Genomic DNA, 14942 nt, shown 5'->3' with positions numbered 1-14942 from the left:
GTGTGTGCCCGTAGCCTGGCGGGGTGCGTCTGCTCCTGATGTCCGACACCCACCTACCCCGGCGCGCCCGCGCACTTCCCGAGCCGCTGCTGGCCGAACTCGGGCGCGCCGACGCGGTGATCCACGCGGGCGACTGGGTCGACACGGCCACCCTCGACCTGCTGGAGCGCCGCAGCCGCCGACTGATCGCCGTGTACGGCAACAACGACGGCCCCGAACTGCGCGCCCGCCTCCCGGAGGTGGCCCGTGCCGACCTCGGCGGCCTGCGCTTCGGCGTGGTCCACGAGACGGGACCGGCCAAGGGCCGCGAGGCGCGCTGCGCCGCCCGCTTCCCCGATCTGGACGTCCTGGTGTTCGGCCACAGCCACATCCCATGGGACACCACGGCCGCGAACGGACTGCGCCTGCTCAACCCGGGCTCCCCGACGGACCGCCGCCGCCAGCCGCACTGCACCTACCTCACCGCCTCGGTCGCCGACGGCAGCCTGACGGACGTGGAACTGCACCGGCTGCCACCGCGTTGACGCCTGCCCCGCCACCATGACAGGAGCAGCGCGAGGGCGGCGGCGACCAGGCGAGGTCCAGGCGTCGCCCCGTGCGGTGTTCCGGGCCAAGCTGGGGCCGCTCAGCCGGAGTGGTGGATCGTGCCCTCCGTGACGGTCAGCGGTGTCCCGCTGCCGCCCCAGCGCAGGGCGACGATCTCGGCGGCGACCGACACCGCGACCTCCTCCGGTGTACGGGCCCCCAGGTCGAGTCCCACCGGCGAGCGCAGCCTGGACAGCTCGGCCCCGGTGAGCCCGGCCGCGGCCAGCCGCCGCAGCCGGTCGTCGTGGGTACGGCGGCTGCCCATCGCCCCGATGTACGCGGCGGGTCTGCGCAGCGCCGCCTCCAGCAGCGGCACGTCGAACTTCGGGTCGTGGGTGAGCACGCAGATCACCGTGCGCCCGTCGGTGTCGGTGCCGTTCAGATAGCGGTGCGGCCAGTCCACGACCACCTCCACGCCCTCCGGGAAGCGCTGGGGCGTGGCGAAGACCGGGCGGGCGTCGCACACGGTGACCCGGTATCCGAGGAAGGCCCCGATCCGGGCGACGGCGGCGGCGTAGTCGATCGCGCCGAAGACCAGCATCCGCGGCGGCGGCGCGAAGGAGTGCAGGAAGACGGCGACGGCGTCCTCGCGGCGCTCGCCGTGCGGCCCGTAGTGGCGCAGCTCCGTGACACCGAGGGCGAGTTCGCCGCGGGCGTCCGCGGTGACCGCCGCGTCCAGGCCGGGCGCGCCCAGCGTGCCGAGGACCCGGTCGGGCCAGACCGCGAGGCTCGCCCCGCGCCGTGCGGGTCCGTCGGCCACGAACGCCAGGGTGACCGGCTCCCCGGCGGCGACGGACTCCGCGACGGCACCGAAGGAGGGGTCCGACTCGGGCGTCACGGCCCGCACCAGCAGCGTGATCTCGCCGCCGCAGGTCAGCCCTACCGCGAACGCGTCCTCGTCGCTGTACCCGAAGGTCTCCAGGCGGGCCTCACCGCTCGCCACCACCTCCTGGGCCAGCTCGAACACCGCCCCCTCGACGCACCCGCCCGAGACACTCCCGACCACCTCGTCGCCCGGCCCCACGGCCATCGCGGCCCCCGGTTCGCGCGGTGCGCTGCGACTCGTCGCGACGACCGTGGCGAGCCCGAAGGGCGCGGCGGCCGTGTACCAGCCGCCCAGAACAGGCAGTACGTCACGCATCCTCGGCTCCTCTCTCACCGCCGTCGCCGGCCCCGGCAAGGGCACGTACCCGGGCGGGCCGTGAGCGGGCCGGCCCGGATCACGCGGTGCGCCGACCGGTGCATCCGGCTCGCCTGCTCCGCGAGCGGCGGGGGGTCGCCGCGTTCCCAGCAGTCCGACATCAGCACCACGATCGCACCCCGCGCCATGCCCCGCTGTCCCCGGCGGACCAGGAACGCGCTCGGCGGCTCACGCGGTCGGCCGGGCACCCCGCTCCCGTCACGGCACACCGGCCACCGTCGGAGCGGGCTCGCGGCGCGACGGCTTCCGGGTGGACCGCGCCTCGATGGTGACCCCTCCGGCGGCGCGTCCGCGTACGGCGCCCTGCAGCCGCTCACATCCACGGCTTTGTTGAGCGTTAATCCATTGCCGGCGTGGGTCCGGTCCTGCTGCACTGAACGGAACCGAGCCGTCACGCACCGAGGAGCTTCCATGCGCACTGTGTTCATGTCCCGCCAGGAAGGAACGACCCCCTCATCGAAGGACATGACGCTTCGTGCCGTTGCTCAACCTCGGAATCCTCGCCCATGTCGACGCCGGTAAGACCAGCCTGACCGAGCGGCTGCTGCACTCGGTCGGAGTCATCGACGAGATCGGCAGCGTCGACGCCGGGACCACCCGGACCGACACCCTCGCGCTGGAGCGCCGACGCGGGATCACCATCAAGTCCGCCGTCGTCTCCTTCCCGGTCGACGACGTGACGGTCAACCTCATCGACACCCCCGGCCACCCGGACTTCATCGCCGAGGTGGAGCGGGTGCTCGGCGTCCTCGACGGGGCCGTGCTGGTCGTCTCCGCCGTCGAGGGAGTCCAGGCGCAGACCCGGGTCCTGATGCGGACCCTGCGCCGGCTGCGCATCCCCACCCTGATCCTCGTCAACAAGATCGACCGGCGCGGGGCCAGGGAGGAGGCGATCCTGCGCGCGCTCACCCGGCGCCTGGGCGTCGCGGTCGTGCCGATGGGCCGCACCAGCGGTCTCGGCACCCGCGAGGCGGCGTTCACCCCGGGGCTCGGCCCCGCCGCGCTCGACGCCCTCGCCGACCACGACGACGACCTGCTCACCGCGTACGTCGAGAACACCGTCACCGACGACCGCCTGCGCGCCGCCCTCGTCGACCAGACCCGGCAGTGCCTGGTCCATCCGGTGTACTTCGGCTCGGCCGTCACCGGAGCGGGCGTGGACGCGCTGATCAGCGGCATCCGGCAACTGCTGCCCGCCGCCGCGGGCGACCCGGACGGCCCGGTCTCAGGCACCGTCTTCAAGGTCGAACGGGGACCGGCGGGGGAGAAGATCGCCTATGCGCGGATCTTCTCCGGCACGCTCGGCGTCCGTGAGCCGCTCCTGTTCGGCGAGGCCCGTCAGGAGGGCAAGGTCACCGCGGCCGGCGTCTTCGAGCACGGCACCGACGTCCGCCGCGACACGGTCCCGGCCGGCCGGATCGCCCGGCTGTGGGGCCTGTCCGACGTCCGGATCGGCGACACCCTCGGCCTGCCCCGCAAGGCGGAGAGCCACTTCTTCGCCCCGCCCACCCTGGAGACGGTCGTCGTGCCCGGCCCGGACGCCGACCCGCGGGCCCTGCACGTGGCGCTGACCCAGCTCGCCGAACAGGACCCGCTCATCGGCCTGCGCCACGACGAGGTGCGCCGGGAGATCTCCGTCTCCCTCTACGGCGAGGTGCAGAAGGAGGTCGTCCAGGCCACGCTCGCCGACGAGTACGGCATCGACGTCACCTTCCGCGAGACGACACCGCTGTGCATCGAGCGACCGGTCGGGACAGGCGCCGCCGTCGAGTTCAACAAGAAGGGCGCGAACCCCTTCCTGGCCACGGTCGGTCTGCGGGTCGAGCCCGCGCCGCCCGGCAGCGGGGTCGGCTTCGCGCTGGAGGTGGAACTCGGCGCCATGCCGTACGCCTTCTTCAAGGCCGTCGAGGACACCGTCCGCGAGACCCTCGGCGAGGGCCTGCACGGCTGGCGGATCCCCGACTGCGCGGTCACCATGACGCACTCCGGCTACTCGCCCCGGCAGAGCCACGCCCATCAGGGCTTCGACAAGAGCATGTCCAGCACCGGCTACGACTTCCGCGGTCTGACCCCGCTGGTCCTCGTCGAGGCGCTGCGCCGGGCCGGCACGCGGGTGCACGAGCCGATGCACCGCTTCCGCGTCGAAGCCCCGGCCGACACCCTCGGCGCCCTGCTGCCGGTGCTGGCCGCGCTCGGCGCGGTGCCGGCGTCCACCGAGACCCGCGGGACGACCTGCGTCCTGGAGGGTGCGGTACCGGCGGCCCGGGTGCACGAGCTGGAGCAGCGGCTGCCCGGCCTCACCCGCGGCGAGGGCGAGCTGGAGAGCGCCTTCGACCACTACGCGCCGGTCACCCGGGGGACGGTTCCGGAACGCGCGCGCACCGACCACAACCCGCTGAACCGGAAGGAGTACCTGTTGCACGTGACGCGGCGCATGGGCAACTGAGCTGACCGACAGTCAACTTACTTGAGGGTCAGAAGTGTTGACGCAGCCATGAGGGCGCCCGATTGTGGTGGACATGCCGACTGTGCGGACGCGTCTGCTCGTGGTCCTGGTCGTCCTCCTCGGATCCCTGGCGGTGACGGGCCCCACTCCCGCCACCGCCGCCTCCCTTCCCGGCTCCCTCTGGTTCGACGAAACGCCTCTCACCGTCCGGAACGGCCGTTTCACCGACGGGCACGGCCGCGAGGTCGTGCTGCGCGGCTACAACGTCTCCGGTGAGACCAAGCTCGCCGAGAACGGCGGCCTGCCCTTCGCATCCGTCGCCGACGCGCGGAAGTCCGCGGCCGCGCTGCGGGCCCTCGGCGGCGGCAACACGGTCCGCTTCCTGCTCTCCTGGGCCTACGCCGAACCCGTGCGCGGACAGGTGGACCCCGCCTACCTGTCCGCCGCCACCGCCCAGATCGGCGCCTTCCTCGACGCGGGCATCCGCGTCTACCCCGACTTCCACCAGGACCTCTACTCCCGCTACCTGTTCGACCCGGACAGCTGGTACACCGGCGACGGCGCCCCCAAGTGGGCCGTGGACGCGGGGAACTACTCCGACGAGTACTGCGGCATCTGCCCGTTCTGGGGCCAGAACATCACCCAGAACGAGGCGGTGAAGCAGGCGTCGTACGACTTCTGGCACAACCGGTACGGCCTCCAGGACGCCTTCCTCGCCACCGCCCAGGCGACGATGACGCACCTCCGGCAGAACCTCGGCGCGGCACGGTTCGAGGGCGTCGTCGGCTTCGACCCCTACAACGAACCGCACGCGGGCGTGTACGACTCCGGGCAATCCAGCCGTGCCTGGGAACGGGACGTGCTGTGGCCCTTCTACGAGCGGTTCCGGGCGCGCATGGACGCGGCCGGCTGGCAGGACAGACCCGCCTTCGTGGAACCCAACCTCTTCTGGAACGCCAACCTCGACTTCCAGCGGCAGGAGGGCGGCCTGCTGGACGCCGGACAGCTGGGCCCGCGCTATGTGTTCAACACGCACTTCTACGACCAGAAGGCCATCTCCGGGATCTTCATGTGGGGCAAGGCGCGGGACGGGCAGTACGCCGGTGACTTCGGCACCGTCCGCGACCGGGCCGCGGCGACCGGGACCCCCGCGATCGTGAGCGAGTTCGGGCATCCGCTGTCCGGCACGGTCTCCGACAAGGCCCCGACCGTCCTGAAGGCCATGTACCAGGCCCTCGACTCCCGTCTGCCGGGCGCGAGTTGGTGGTCCGACCCGTCCGCTTCCGGTCCCGCCCTGTCGGGCAGCCAGTGGCAGTGGGACATCTACCACGGCCGCCACCACGAGCTGATGAACGGCAACCCCGACAAGGTGCTCACCGCCGGTGACGCCTGGAACGACGAGGACCTCTCCGCCGTACGCCTCGACGACTCGGGCACTCCCGTCCTGCGCCAGGACGCCCGCCTCCTCGACCGGGTCTACCCGAGCGCCACCTCCGGCACCACTCTCGCCTTCACCTACGAGGACCGCTCCCGCGACGGCTCCACCACCCTGACCTGGAACCCGGTGCCCAGCTCCCTGCCGGGCGTCGCGCGCCTGGTCGGCACCGGCCAGTACGCCCTGCTGATGTGGCGCTCCCACAGCAGCTCGGCGCCCACCGAGCTGCACCTCCCCGCCTCCTTCCCGACCGGCTCCACCACCGTCGTCTCGGACCTCGGCACGGCGTACGCCCCGCGCGCGTACACCTCGACGACCCCGATCGCCGTGGCCCCCGAACCCGGCGGCGCCGGCAGCCGCCGACTGCTGCTCACCGACACCGACTCGGGCGCCCCGCACTACGCGCTGGTGACCAACGGGGCCTCGGCCCCTTCCGCCGAACTGCTCGCCTCGGCCCGCGCCGAGCTGTCGGCGTGGGCCGCCGGACAGTGACCGGTTGACCCTCCCCTTACGTCAGGCCGCACGCTGTAGTCCGACGAAAGGGCAGGTGAATGAGTTACTCCGTGGGGCAGGTCGCGTCCTTCGCCGGGGTGACCGTGCGCACGCTGCACCACTACGACCGGGCGGGGCTCCTCTCGCCCAGTGGCCGCAGCGGCGCCGGTTACCGGCAGTACAGCGACAGCGACCTGGCCCGGCTCCAGCAGATCCTCTTCTACCGCGAACTCGGCTTCTCCCTCGACGAGATCGCCGGGATCCTCAAGGACCCCGAGGCCAACGCCCTGGAGCAGCTGCGCTCCCGGGTACGGCAGTTGAGCGAGGAGATCGACCGCCTCAAACGCCTGGCGGACGTGGCCGAGCAGGCGATCGAGGTCCAGCAGACGGGGGTGTCTCTGACGCCCGAGGAACGGTTCGAGGTCTTCGGCGAGATCCGCTTCGACCTCAGCTACGCCACCGAGGCGCAGCTCAAGTGGCAGGACTCCGCGGGACAGCGCGAGTCGATGGCCCGTGCCGCAGCCCACAGCAAGGAGGACTGGCGGCAGCTCATGGGCGAGGCGGCGGCCTGGCGCGGGGAACTCCTCGCCGCCTTCGACGAGGGGGAACCGGCCGACGGCGAACGGGCGACGGACCTGGCCGAGGAGCACCGGCTGCACATCGCCCGCTGGTTCACCGCCTGCCCACCCGACATGCACTGCCGCGTCGCCGACGACTTCGCCGCCGATCCGCGCGCCTTCGCCCTCGTCGTACCGCCCTCGCAGCAGCGGCCGGGGCTCGCCGCCTATCTCCGCAAGGCCGTTCACGCCAACGCGGCCCGCCGGGCGGTGACCGAATGAGGATCCTCATCGCCGCCGCCGGATCGCGCGGGGACGTCGCCCCGTACACCGGCGTCGGTGCCGCGCTGCGGGCGGCCGGACACCAGGTCGCCCTCGCCACGACGGAGAACCTCGCCCCTCTGGCCCGGGACGCGGGACTGGAGGTCCGCGTCCTCCCGAGCCGCCCCGAACCCCCGGGCGACGTCTCGGACGGACGGCGGCTGATGCGCGCCGCGGCCGCCTTCGTGACCGACCTCGGACAGGGCTTCACCGAGGCGCTGACCTCGGACACCGACCTGCTCCTGCTGTCGGCCACCACGGCCCCGCTCGGCTGGCATCTGGCGGAGGCCACGGGCGTGCGGACCCTGGGCGCCTACGTCGTCCCGGCCCACCCGACCGGCGCCTTCCCGCCCGTGGTGACGGGCGGGCGCTCCCTCGGCCGCCTCGGCAACCTGGTGGCGGGCCGCTTGGCGTTGCGGATGGCGGACCGCGTCTACCGGGACGGGGTCGCGGAACTGCGGGGGCGCCTGGGACTGCCGCCCGTCGCGGCCGCCGCTGTGCGCCGACGGCAGGAATCGGCCGACTGGCCCGTCCTGTACGGCTTCAGCACGGCACTGCTCGCCCGTCCGGGCGACTGGCGGCCGGGCCTCGACGTCGTCGGCACGTTCTGGCCGTACGTCGCACCCGGCGCGTCCCTGCCCGCGGAACTGGAGGACTTCCTGGCCGCCGGGTCGCGGCCGGTGTTCGTCGGGTTCGGGAGCATGGCGGGCGGCCAGGGGGAACGGCTCGGCGAGATCGCGGTACGGGCGCTGCGGCGGGCCGGGCTGCGGGGGGTGCTGCAGTGGGGCGGTACCGATGTGGCGGGCGACGACATGATGGTCGTGGAGGAGGTGCCGCACGCGCTGCTGTTCCCCCGGACGGCGGCCGTGGTGCACCACGCGGGGGCGGGCACCACGGCCGCCGCCCTGCGGGCCGGAGTGCCCGCCGTGCCGGTCCCGGTGGCGGCGGACCAGCCGTTCTGGGCGGCCCGGCTCACCGCGCTCGGCGCCGCCGTCGCGCCGATACCGTTCGCGTCGCTGACCGAGGAACGGCTGGCGGAGGCGTTGCGTGAGGTGGTGCGCCGGCAGACGTACGCCCGCGCCGCCTTTGGCGCCGCACAGCACATGGCGACGGAGGACGGCGCGGGCGCGGTGCTGAAGGCGATCGGCTGATCAACGGGCCGCCGGGGACGTCCAGTCGGACCGCACATGCCCGAGCCGGACCCGCTGGGGGTGGTCGCCGACGGGGACGGAGACCTGCTTCTGACCCGTGGCGAAGTCGATGGCGGTGACCTGGTCGGTGCCGCTCTCTGAGACCACGCAGGACGTGCCGTCGCCGCTGACCGTCGCCCAGTACGGCTTGGAGACGGTGACCAGCGGCCCCTCCTGGAGGGTGGCCCGGTCGACGACGGTCGCGTAGTCGTCCATCGTGCCCGCGATACAGAGCTTGCGGCCGTCCGGGCTCATCGACATGCCGTGGTGGCGCGAGTCGTTGACGAAGGTGGTGCGGTCGTCGCTGGTCGCGGGGTTCTTCGGCAGGGTCCTGGTGCGGACGATTCTGTCGGTGGCGAGGTCGTACTCGAAGAAGCCGTTGAAGAACGACACCTGGAAGTACAGCTTGGACTCGTCCGGTGAGAACACGGCGGGCCGGACGGCGTCGGAAGTGTCGGTGCGGCCGATCGCGTCGAGCCGGTCCCGCATGTCGATGACCCTGACCCGCTGGTACGTCGTCGCGTCGACGACCGTGATGTAGCGGTTGCCCTTCGTCCAGTCCAGCCAGGGGGCGTCGGTCTGCGTGTTCACGTCGCCGATCGCCATGTTGTAGATGTACTTGCCGTCCCGCGTGAAGATGTTCTCGTGCGGCTTGTCGCCCGTGGCGAACTTGCCGAGCTCCTTGCCGGTGCTGATGTCCAGCACGTGCACGGTGTTCGAGGTGGACGCGGACACCGCGACGCGGCGGCCGTCGGCGGAGACCGCCATGTGGTCGGCGCGGTAACCCGACACGGGGAAGCGCCAGTTGACCGCGCCGGTCGCGAGGTCGAGTGACACGACGTCGGCGAAGCTGGGCCGGGAGACGACCACGGAGGTGCCGTCGGGCGTGGAGTACATGTCGTCCACGAACTGGTCGTGGCCCTCGCCGACGCTGTTGCGGATCGCCATGAAGTAGATCCACTTGATCGGATCGGCGTTGATCTCCGCCATCCGCCGGTCCTTGTCGGGGATGACGTTGATCCGCCCGATTTTCGCGAAGTCACCGCTGGAGCGGATGACGTCGGCGGTGCCGTCCCAGTTGTTGCCGACGAACAGCACCTCGCGGAGTGCGTCGGCCTCGGAGTCCGCCGGGGCGGCGGTGGCGGTCGCGGGGGCGGTGACGGACAGGACGAGGGCGGCCGCGACGGCGGCGGCACGCAGGTGCCTGGTTCTGCTGGCGGGCATGGTGCTCTCTCCTCTGATGGGAGGCGGTGGGGTGGCGTGCGCATGCCAAAGCGGGGGGAATCTGAATACGGCTTCGTTCAGAGTTTGACTTACTGGAAAGTAAGGAGAGGGGTCCCTTCTCCACAAGACTGCGGACACGACAAAATGGCGAACACCGACGGGGAGGAGGGGCGGTGGCGGGCAGGCTCAGGGCGCCGACCGGCCGGTACGGCGGCAGGTCCGCCGAGGAACGGAAGGCCGAGCGCCGTCGCCGCTTCCTGGACGCCGCGCTCCAGCTCTTCGGCGACACCCCGGGCTATCGCGGCACGACGGTCGCGGCGCTCAGCGAGGCGGCCGGGCTGTCCACGCGCCAGTTCTACGAGGAGTTCCGCACCCTGGAGGACGTACTTGCCGCCCTTCACCTCCAGGTCAACGACTCGGCGGAGCGGGCGGTCCTGGCCGGCGCCGCGTCCGTGGGCGACGCGCCGATCGCCGACCGGGCCGCAGCGATCTTCCGCGCGTACGCGTCCCACGTGACGGCCGACCCGCGCCGGGTGCGCATCACCTTCGTCGAGATCATCGGCGTGAGCCCTCGACTGGAGAAGCAACGCCTGGCCCGCCGCTCCCGCTGGGTCGACCTGATCTGCGCCGAGGCGGAAGCCGCCGCAGCCCGGGGAGAAGCGGCCGCCCGCGACTACCGCATCGCCGCGACGGCCTTCATCGGCAGCGTCAACGGCCTCCTCCACGACTGGACGGCGGGCTGGGTGGCCGCGACCCTGGACCAGGTCGTGGAGGAACTGGTCCGCCAACTGCTGGCCATTTTGCGGCCAGTGGGGTGGGAGGGGGTGTAGCGGGCGCCGGTCCGTATGCTCCGCGCATGAGATTCTTCCGGTCGCGTGGCCGTGGCGACGCCGGGCCCCCGGGTGCACCGCTGGGCCGGGCCGCTGCCCTGTTCCAGGCAGGGCGCTATGCCGAGGCGGAGCACGAGGCACGTGCCGTGGCCGCGGCCCGGCCGTCCCGCGATGACCCGTACGCCCCCATGGCGTTGAGCCTCGCCGCGCTCGCGATGGGTGCCCAGGGGCGGCACGCCGAAGCGATGAGCGTGTACGACACGCTGGTGCCCGTGTTCGGCAGGGTCTTCGGCGTCGAGCACCCGCAGACCCTGAAGCTGCGTTCGGACCGGGCCCAGGCGCTCACCGCGCTCGCCCGGCACGCCGAATGCGAGGCGGAGTGCGCCGCCGTCGCGCGCGCGGCGGCCCGCGGCACGGGCCCGGAGATGCCGCGCCTGGCGGCGGCCGCCCGCAACGGGCTGGTCTACGCCGTCAACGCCCAAGGCCGCCACGCGGAGGCCGAGGCGCTGGCCCGCGACGCCCTCGCCGCCCATCAGGCCTCGGACCGGTTCGGCCTGGTCCTGCGCCTCGGCCTGGCCCGCAGCCTCAACGGCCAGAGCCGCCATGAGGAGGCCCTCGCCGAGGCGGAGCGCGCCGACGCGCTGCGCCACCGCCTGCCCGTGGCAGAGAGCCGCCCCGAGACCGGCGCCGTCGAACTGGCCGTGGCCACGGCCCTGTGGGGGCTGGGCAGCCGGACCGAGGCCCGGACCCGGGCGACCACCGCGCACGACGCCTGCCTGGCCGCCTTCGGCCCCGACCACCGCCGTACCGTCGAGGCCCGGGCGCTCCTCGACCGGATCGACGCGGCCTGACCCTCACATGTTGATCATGTGGCCGGCCAGGCCGTGCACCGCCTCCTTGACGGCCTCGCCCAGGGTCGGGTGGGCGTGGACGTTGCGGGCCACCTCGTGGACGGTGAGGTCCCACTGCTGGGCCAGGGTGAGCTCCGGCAGCAGCTCGGTGACGTCCGGGCCGATCAGATGGCCGCCGATGAGCTCGCCGTACTTGGCGTCGCTGATCAGCTTCACGAAGCCGGTGGTGTCACCGAGACCGTGGGACTTGCCGTTGGCGGTGAAGGGGAACTTGGCGACCTTCACGTCGTAGCCGAGCTCGCGGGCCTGCTCCTCGGTGTAGCCGAAGCTGGCGATCTGGGGCTGGCAGTAGGTGGCGCGCGGGATCATCGCGTAGTCGAGTTCCATGGTCTCCGCGTCGGCGATCGTCTCGGCGGCGATCACGCCCATGGCCTCGGCCGTGTGCGCGAGCATCAGCTTCGCGGTCACGTCGCCGATGGCATAGATGTGCGGGACGGAGGTGCGGCAGCGGCCGTCGACGTCGATGGCACCCCGCTCGGTCACCGTCACCCCGGTGTTCTCCAGGCCGTATCCGCCGACGTTCGGGGCGAAGCCGATGGCCTGGAGGACCTTGTCGGCCTCCAGGACCTGTTGGGCGCCGTCCTTGCCGGTGACGGTGACCCGGACCTGCGGGCCGGACTCGTCGATCGCGTCGACGCGGGTGGACGTCAGGACGTCGATGCCCAGCTTGCGGTACTGGCGGGCGAGTTCGGCGGAGACCTCGGCGTCCTCGAGGGGTGCCATGCGGTCCAGGAACTCGACGACGGTCACCTTCACGCCGTAGTGGTGCAGGACGTAGGCGAACTCGATACCGATGGCGCCTGCGCCCGCGATGACGATCGACTGCGGCAGGTCCTCCGCCAGGATCTGCTCCTCGTACGTCACCACGCGCGCGCTGCGCTTGGTGCCGGGCAGCAGTTTCGGGGTGGCGCCGGTGGCGATGACGCAGTGCTCGAACCCGATGGTCCGGGAGTTGCCGTCGTAGTCGGTGACCTGAAGGGTGTGCGGGTCCAGGAAGGTGCCCCGGCCGTCCAGCTCGGTGATCTTGTTCTTCTTCATCAGGTAGTGGACGCCCTTGACGCGGCCGTCGGCGACCTTGCGGCTGCGGCGGAACGCCTCGCCGTAGTCGAAGGAGACCTGCCCGTCGACCCTGATGCCGAAGGTCTTCGCCTCGTGGGTGAAGATGTGCGCCAGCTCGGCGTTGCGCAGCAGGGCCTTGGTCGGGATGCAGCCCACGTTCAGGCACACACCGCCCCAGTACCTCTCCTCGACGACCGCGACGCGTTTGCCCAGCTGGGCGGCGCGGACGGCGGCGACGTAACCGCCGGGCCCGGCGCCGAGTACGACAACGTCGAATCGCTCGTCCTGCTCGACCATGGGAGGTACCTCTTCCACCGGATCGGTTTCCGTTCCGTGGTGGATTGTTCCTCCCCGTCGCGCGGGGCGCCACAGAGGTCAACGGCGTGTGGCGCAGATCGCCCGCCCCGCCCGGTCACCCCGCGAGCCGCTCCACCGCCGCCACGACCGGACCCGTTCCGTCCTCCCCACGGATCCGCTCCCCGAGGGCGCGTGCCCGCTGCCTGTGCCGGGGATGTCGTACGGCCTGTTCAAGCGCCGGGGCCAAGGCGGCTGCCGTCAGCTCCCGCAGCGGCAGCCGGCGCGGGGCCACGCCGAGGGCGACCAGACGCTGGGCCCAGAAGGTCTCGTCGAACTGGATCGGCACGGGTACGGCCGGGACCCCGGCGCGCAGTCCCGCGGCCGTGGTGCCGGCGCCCGCGTGGTGGACGACGGCGGCCATGCGCGGGAAGAGCGCGGAGTGCGGCACCTCGCCGATGGTCAGCATGTCGTCGCCGTCGGCCGCCAGCCCGCCCCAGCCGCGCTGGATCACGCCGCGCAGTCCGGCCCGCCGCAGGGCACGGACGATCTCGGCGCTCAGCCGCCGGGGGTCGGGAACCGTCGCGCTGCCCAGGCCGACGAAGACCGGCGGTTCACCTGCTTCGAGGAAGTCCTCGATCTCGGGCGGGAGTCGGGCGTCCTGGTCGTACGGCCACCAGTAGCCGGCCACGTCGAGATTCGACGGCCAGTCCCGCGGGCGCGGCACGACCAGGGGGCTGAACCCGTGCAGGACCGGCATCTCCCGCGGGGCGCGGGTGCGGGGCAGCCCCAGCCGGGCCCGCACCGACGGCAGCGTGGCGGCGAAGATGCGGTCCATCGCCAGGTTGACCCCGTGGCCGGCCATGCGGTTGCCGACGGGGCCCAGGGAACCGCCACCCAGCACGGCAGGTGCGAACTCCTCTGTGGGCGCCACTGGTTGGAGGTAGGCGCCCAGGCAGGGCAGGCGCAGGCCCTCGGCGACGGTCCTGCCGAGCGGGGCGAGGGAGGTGGACAGCAACAGGACATCGCTGGCCTGCGCGGCGGCCACCAGGTCGTCCGTCATCCGGCCCACCAGTGCCCGCGCCATCGCGGACACCCGCATCAGCTTTCCCACCCCGGTACGGCTGCGGTGCAGGCCCCGGCCGCGCGTGGAGTGCAACTCCTCGCGCGGATCGACGGGCAGCGGGTGGAAGCCCAGCCCCGAACCCGCCGCCAGCGGTTCGAAGCAGCCGTGGGTGACCAGGGTGACCTGGTGCCCCGCTCGGACCAGCGCATGGCCCAGACCGGTGTAGGGGGCCGCGTCCCCCCGGGAGCCCACTGTCATGATCGCTACGCGCACGACGGCCAGTATGGTCCCGGGAGCCCGGTTCTCACCGTAGCGCGACGACGAGTCCGGCCACGGCCACGACTCCGGCGCACGCCAGCAGCCAGCCCGCGAGCAGCCGCCGTCGCAGCGCGCCGTACCGCTCCTCGTACTCGGCCCGCAACTCCTCCGCCCGCTCCGCCGTCCGCCGCCACGACTGCCGCGCGAGAGACGTGTACTCCGCCGCGATCCGACCCTCCAAGTCCGCCCGTTGCGCCTCCGTCAGCCAAGTGGCCAGCGGCGCGCAGCAGCGCTCCGCCGCCGTACGGCCCTCCTCGTGCGTGGCGGCGGCCAGCAGATACCCCTCGACCCTGCCGACCAGCTCACGACCCTCCGCCGCCGTCACCGCGCGCTCAACTCCTTTGCCGGAGCGGCGATCTCGGGGTGGTGCAGGTCGTATGCCGGGGATTCGCTGCGGATGCGGGGGAGTACGGCGAAGTTGTGCCGCGGTGGCGGGCAGGAGGTCGCCCATTCCAGCGAACGGCCGTAGCCCCAAGGGTCGTCGACCTCGAGCCGCTTGCCGTACTTGGCGGTCTTCCACACGTTGTAGAGGAACGGCAGGAGCGACAGTCCGAGGACGAACGAGAAGACCGTCGAGACCGTGTTGAGCGTGGTCAGGCCCTCCACCGCCAGATAGTCGGGAATCCGACGCTGCATTCCGTTCGTGCCCAGCCAGTGCTGGACCAGGAAGGTGCCGTGGAAGCCGACGAACAGCGTCCAGAACGTGATCTTGCCGAGCCGCTCGTCGAGCATCTTGCCGGTGAACTTCGGCCACCAGAAGTGGAAGCCGGAGAACATCGCGAACACGACCGTGCCGAAGACGACGTAGTGGAAGTGCGCCACCACGAAGTACGAGTCGGACAGATGGAAGTCCAAGGGCGGCGAGGCGAGCATCACGCCCGTCAGACCGCCGAACAGGAAGGTGATCAGGAAGCCGGTCGCCCACAGCATCGGTGTCTCGAAGGACAGCGAGCCCTTCCACATGGTGCCGATCCAGTTGAAGAACTTCACACCGGTCGGTACCGCGATCAGGA

At 72.2% G+C, this 14942-nt stretch carries 14 protein-coding genes; 7 read left to right on the top strand and 7 right to left on the bottom strand.

Translation table 11 applies throughout. The features are described 5' to 3' along the window. Positions 1 to 23 precede the first annotated feature (23 nt). Positions 24 to 524 carry a metallophosphoesterase family protein gene (locus ACWDRW_RS30365; RefSeq protein ID WP_451728413.1) on the top strand — a complete coding sequence of 167 codons (501 nt, stop codon included), beginning with the start codon at positions 24 to 26 and terminating at the stop codon, positions 522 to 524. 101 nt (positions 525 to 625) lie between these two features. Here the strand turns inward: ACWDRW_RS30365 and ACWDRW_RS30360 are convergent, their stop codons facing one another. Continuing rightward, positions 626 to 1726: an XdhC family protein gene (locus tag ACWDRW_RS30360; protein WP_451728410.1), complete on the bottom strand. Its 1101-nt coding sequence runs from the start codon at positions 1724 to 1726 to the stop codon at positions 626 to 628. Between the two features lie 14 nt (positions 1727 to 1740). Further along, positions 1741 to 1887, bottom strand: coding sequence for a hypothetical protein (locus ACWDRW_RS30355; RefSeq protein WP_451728554.1), 147 nt, complete (start codon positions 1885 to 1887; stop codon positions 1741 to 1743). A 374-nt stretch (positions 1888 to 2261) separates the two neighbouring features. Here ACWDRW_RS30355 and ACWDRW_RS30350 point away from each other — a divergent pair, with 374 nt between their 5' ends. The 4 genes from ACWDRW_RS30350 (at position 2262) to ACWDRW_RS30335 (ending at position 8188) form a co-directional block, all read left to right on the top strand. Further along, entirely contained in the window at positions 2262 to 4232 is a 1971-nt protein-coding gene (locus ACWDRW_RS30350; protein WP_451728407.1) for a GTP-binding protein, read from the top strand. A gap of 73 nt (positions 4233 to 4305) precedes the next feature. Beyond that, a complete protein-coding gene (locus tag ACWDRW_RS30345) occupies positions 4306 to 6159 on the top strand; it encodes a cellulase family glycosylhydrolase (protein WP_451728405.1) in 1854 nt (617 codons plus the stop codon). Between the two features lie 59 nt (positions 6160 to 6218). Further along, on the top strand, positions 6219 to 6998 hold the full coding sequence (locus ACWDRW_RS30340; protein ID WP_451728402.1) for a MerR family transcriptional regulator: 780 nt from the start codon (positions 6219 to 6221) through the stop codon (positions 6996 to 6998). Next, complete coding sequence (locus ACWDRW_RS30335) at positions 6995 to 8188, top strand: glycosyltransferase (protein ID WP_451728398.1); 1194 nt, start codon at positions 6995 to 6997, stop codon at positions 8186 to 8188. Before ACWDRW_RS30340 ends, ACWDRW_RS30335 begins: the two co-directional genes overlap by 4 nt. Here ACWDRW_RS30335 and ACWDRW_RS30330 read toward each other — a convergent pair whose 3' ends face one another. After that, positions 8189 to 9451 (bottom strand): YncE family protein, encoded by a 1263-nt coding sequence (locus ACWDRW_RS30330; RefSeq protein ID WP_451728395.1) that lies wholly within the window; start codon positions 9449 to 9451, stop codon positions 8189 to 8191. It abuts the gene before it with no gap. Between the two features lie 173 nt (positions 9452 to 9624). Between ACWDRW_RS30330 and ACWDRW_RS30325 the strand changes: the two genes are divergently transcribed. Further along, the gene (locus ACWDRW_RS30325) at positions 9625 to 10281 is read left to right on the top strand and encodes a TetR/AcrR family transcriptional regulator (protein WP_451728392.1); all 657 of its coding nucleotides are present in this window, start codon (positions 9625 to 9627) and stop codon (positions 10279 to 10281) included. Between the two features lie 26 nt (positions 10282 to 10307). After that, complete coding sequence (locus tag ACWDRW_RS30320; protein ID WP_451728389.1) at positions 10308 to 11132, top strand: tetratricopeptide repeat protein; 825 nt, start codon at positions 10308 to 10310, stop codon at positions 11130 to 11132. Between the two features lie 3 nt (positions 11133 to 11135). Here ACWDRW_RS30320 and lpdA read toward each other — a convergent pair whose 3' ends face one another. From lpdA to ACWDRW_RS30300, 4 genes are all read right to left on the bottom strand, one after another. Further along, on the bottom strand, positions 11136 to 12548 hold the full coding sequence (gene lpdA / locus ACWDRW_RS30315) for a dihydrolipoyl dehydrogenase (RefSeq protein WP_451728387.1): 1413 nt from the start codon (positions 12546 to 12548) through the stop codon (positions 11136 to 11138). A 115-nt stretch (positions 12549 to 12663) separates the two neighbouring features. Next, positions 12664 to 13869, bottom strand: coding sequence for a glycosyltransferase (locus ACWDRW_RS30310; protein WP_451728551.1), 1206 nt, complete (start codon positions 13867 to 13869; stop codon positions 12664 to 12666). A 46-nt stretch (positions 13870 to 13915) separates the two neighbouring features. After that, on the bottom strand, positions 13916 to 14254 hold the full coding sequence (locus ACWDRW_RS30305; protein ID WP_451728385.1) for a hypothetical protein: 339 nt from the start codon (positions 14252 to 14254) through the stop codon (positions 13916 to 13918). Then, positions 14251 to 14942, bottom strand: a 692-nt coding sequence (locus ACWDRW_RS30300; protein WP_451728383.1) for a cytochrome c oxidase subunit I, incomplete at its 5' end; no start/stop codon positions are given. The genes ACWDRW_RS30305 and ACWDRW_RS30300, both read right to left, overlap by 4 nt.

This window comes from Streptomyces sp. NPDC003635 (assembly GCF_053587635.1).
This window is presented reverse-complemented; position numbering and strand designations above follow the sequence as displayed.

Excerpts from the sequence above, each read along its gene's own strand:
- ACWDRW_RS30335 (WP_451728398.1), top strand. The coding sequence starts at position 6,995 with ATGAGGATCCTCATCGCCGCCGCCGGATCGCGCGGGGACGTCGCCCCG.
- lpdA (WP_451728387.1), bottom strand. The coding sequence starts at position 12,548 with ATGGTCGAGCAGGACGAGCGATTCGACGTTGTCGTACTCGGCGCCGGG.
- ACWDRW_RS30345 (WP_451728405.1), top strand. The coding sequence starts at position 4,306 with ATGCCGACTGTGCGGACGCGTCTGCTCGTGGTCCTGGTCGTCCTCCTC.
- ACWDRW_RS30310 (WP_451728551.1), bottom strand. The coding sequence starts at position 13,869 with ATGACAGTGGGCTCCCGGGGGGACGCGGCCCCCTACACCGGTCTGGGC.
- ACWDRW_RS30320 (WP_451728389.1), top strand. The coding sequence starts at position 10,308 with ATGAGATTCTTCCGGTCGCGTGGCCGTGGCGACGCCGGGCCCCCGGGT.
- ACWDRW_RS30340 (WP_451728402.1), top strand. The coding sequence starts at position 6,219 with ATGAGTTACTCCGTGGGGCAGGTCGCGTCCTTCGCCGGGGTGACCGTG.
- ACWDRW_RS30330 (WP_451728395.1), bottom strand. The coding sequence starts at position 9,451 with ATGCCCGCCAGCAGAACCAGGCACCTGCGTGCCGCCGCCGTCGCGGCC.
- ACWDRW_RS30355 (WP_451728554.1), bottom strand. The coding sequence starts at position 1,887 with ATGTCGGACTGCTGGGAACGCGGCGACCCCCCGCCGCTCGCGGAGCAG.
- ACWDRW_RS30360 (WP_451728410.1), bottom strand. The coding sequence starts at position 1,726 with ATGCGTGACGTACTGCCTGTTCTGGGCGGCTGGTACACGGCCGCCGCG.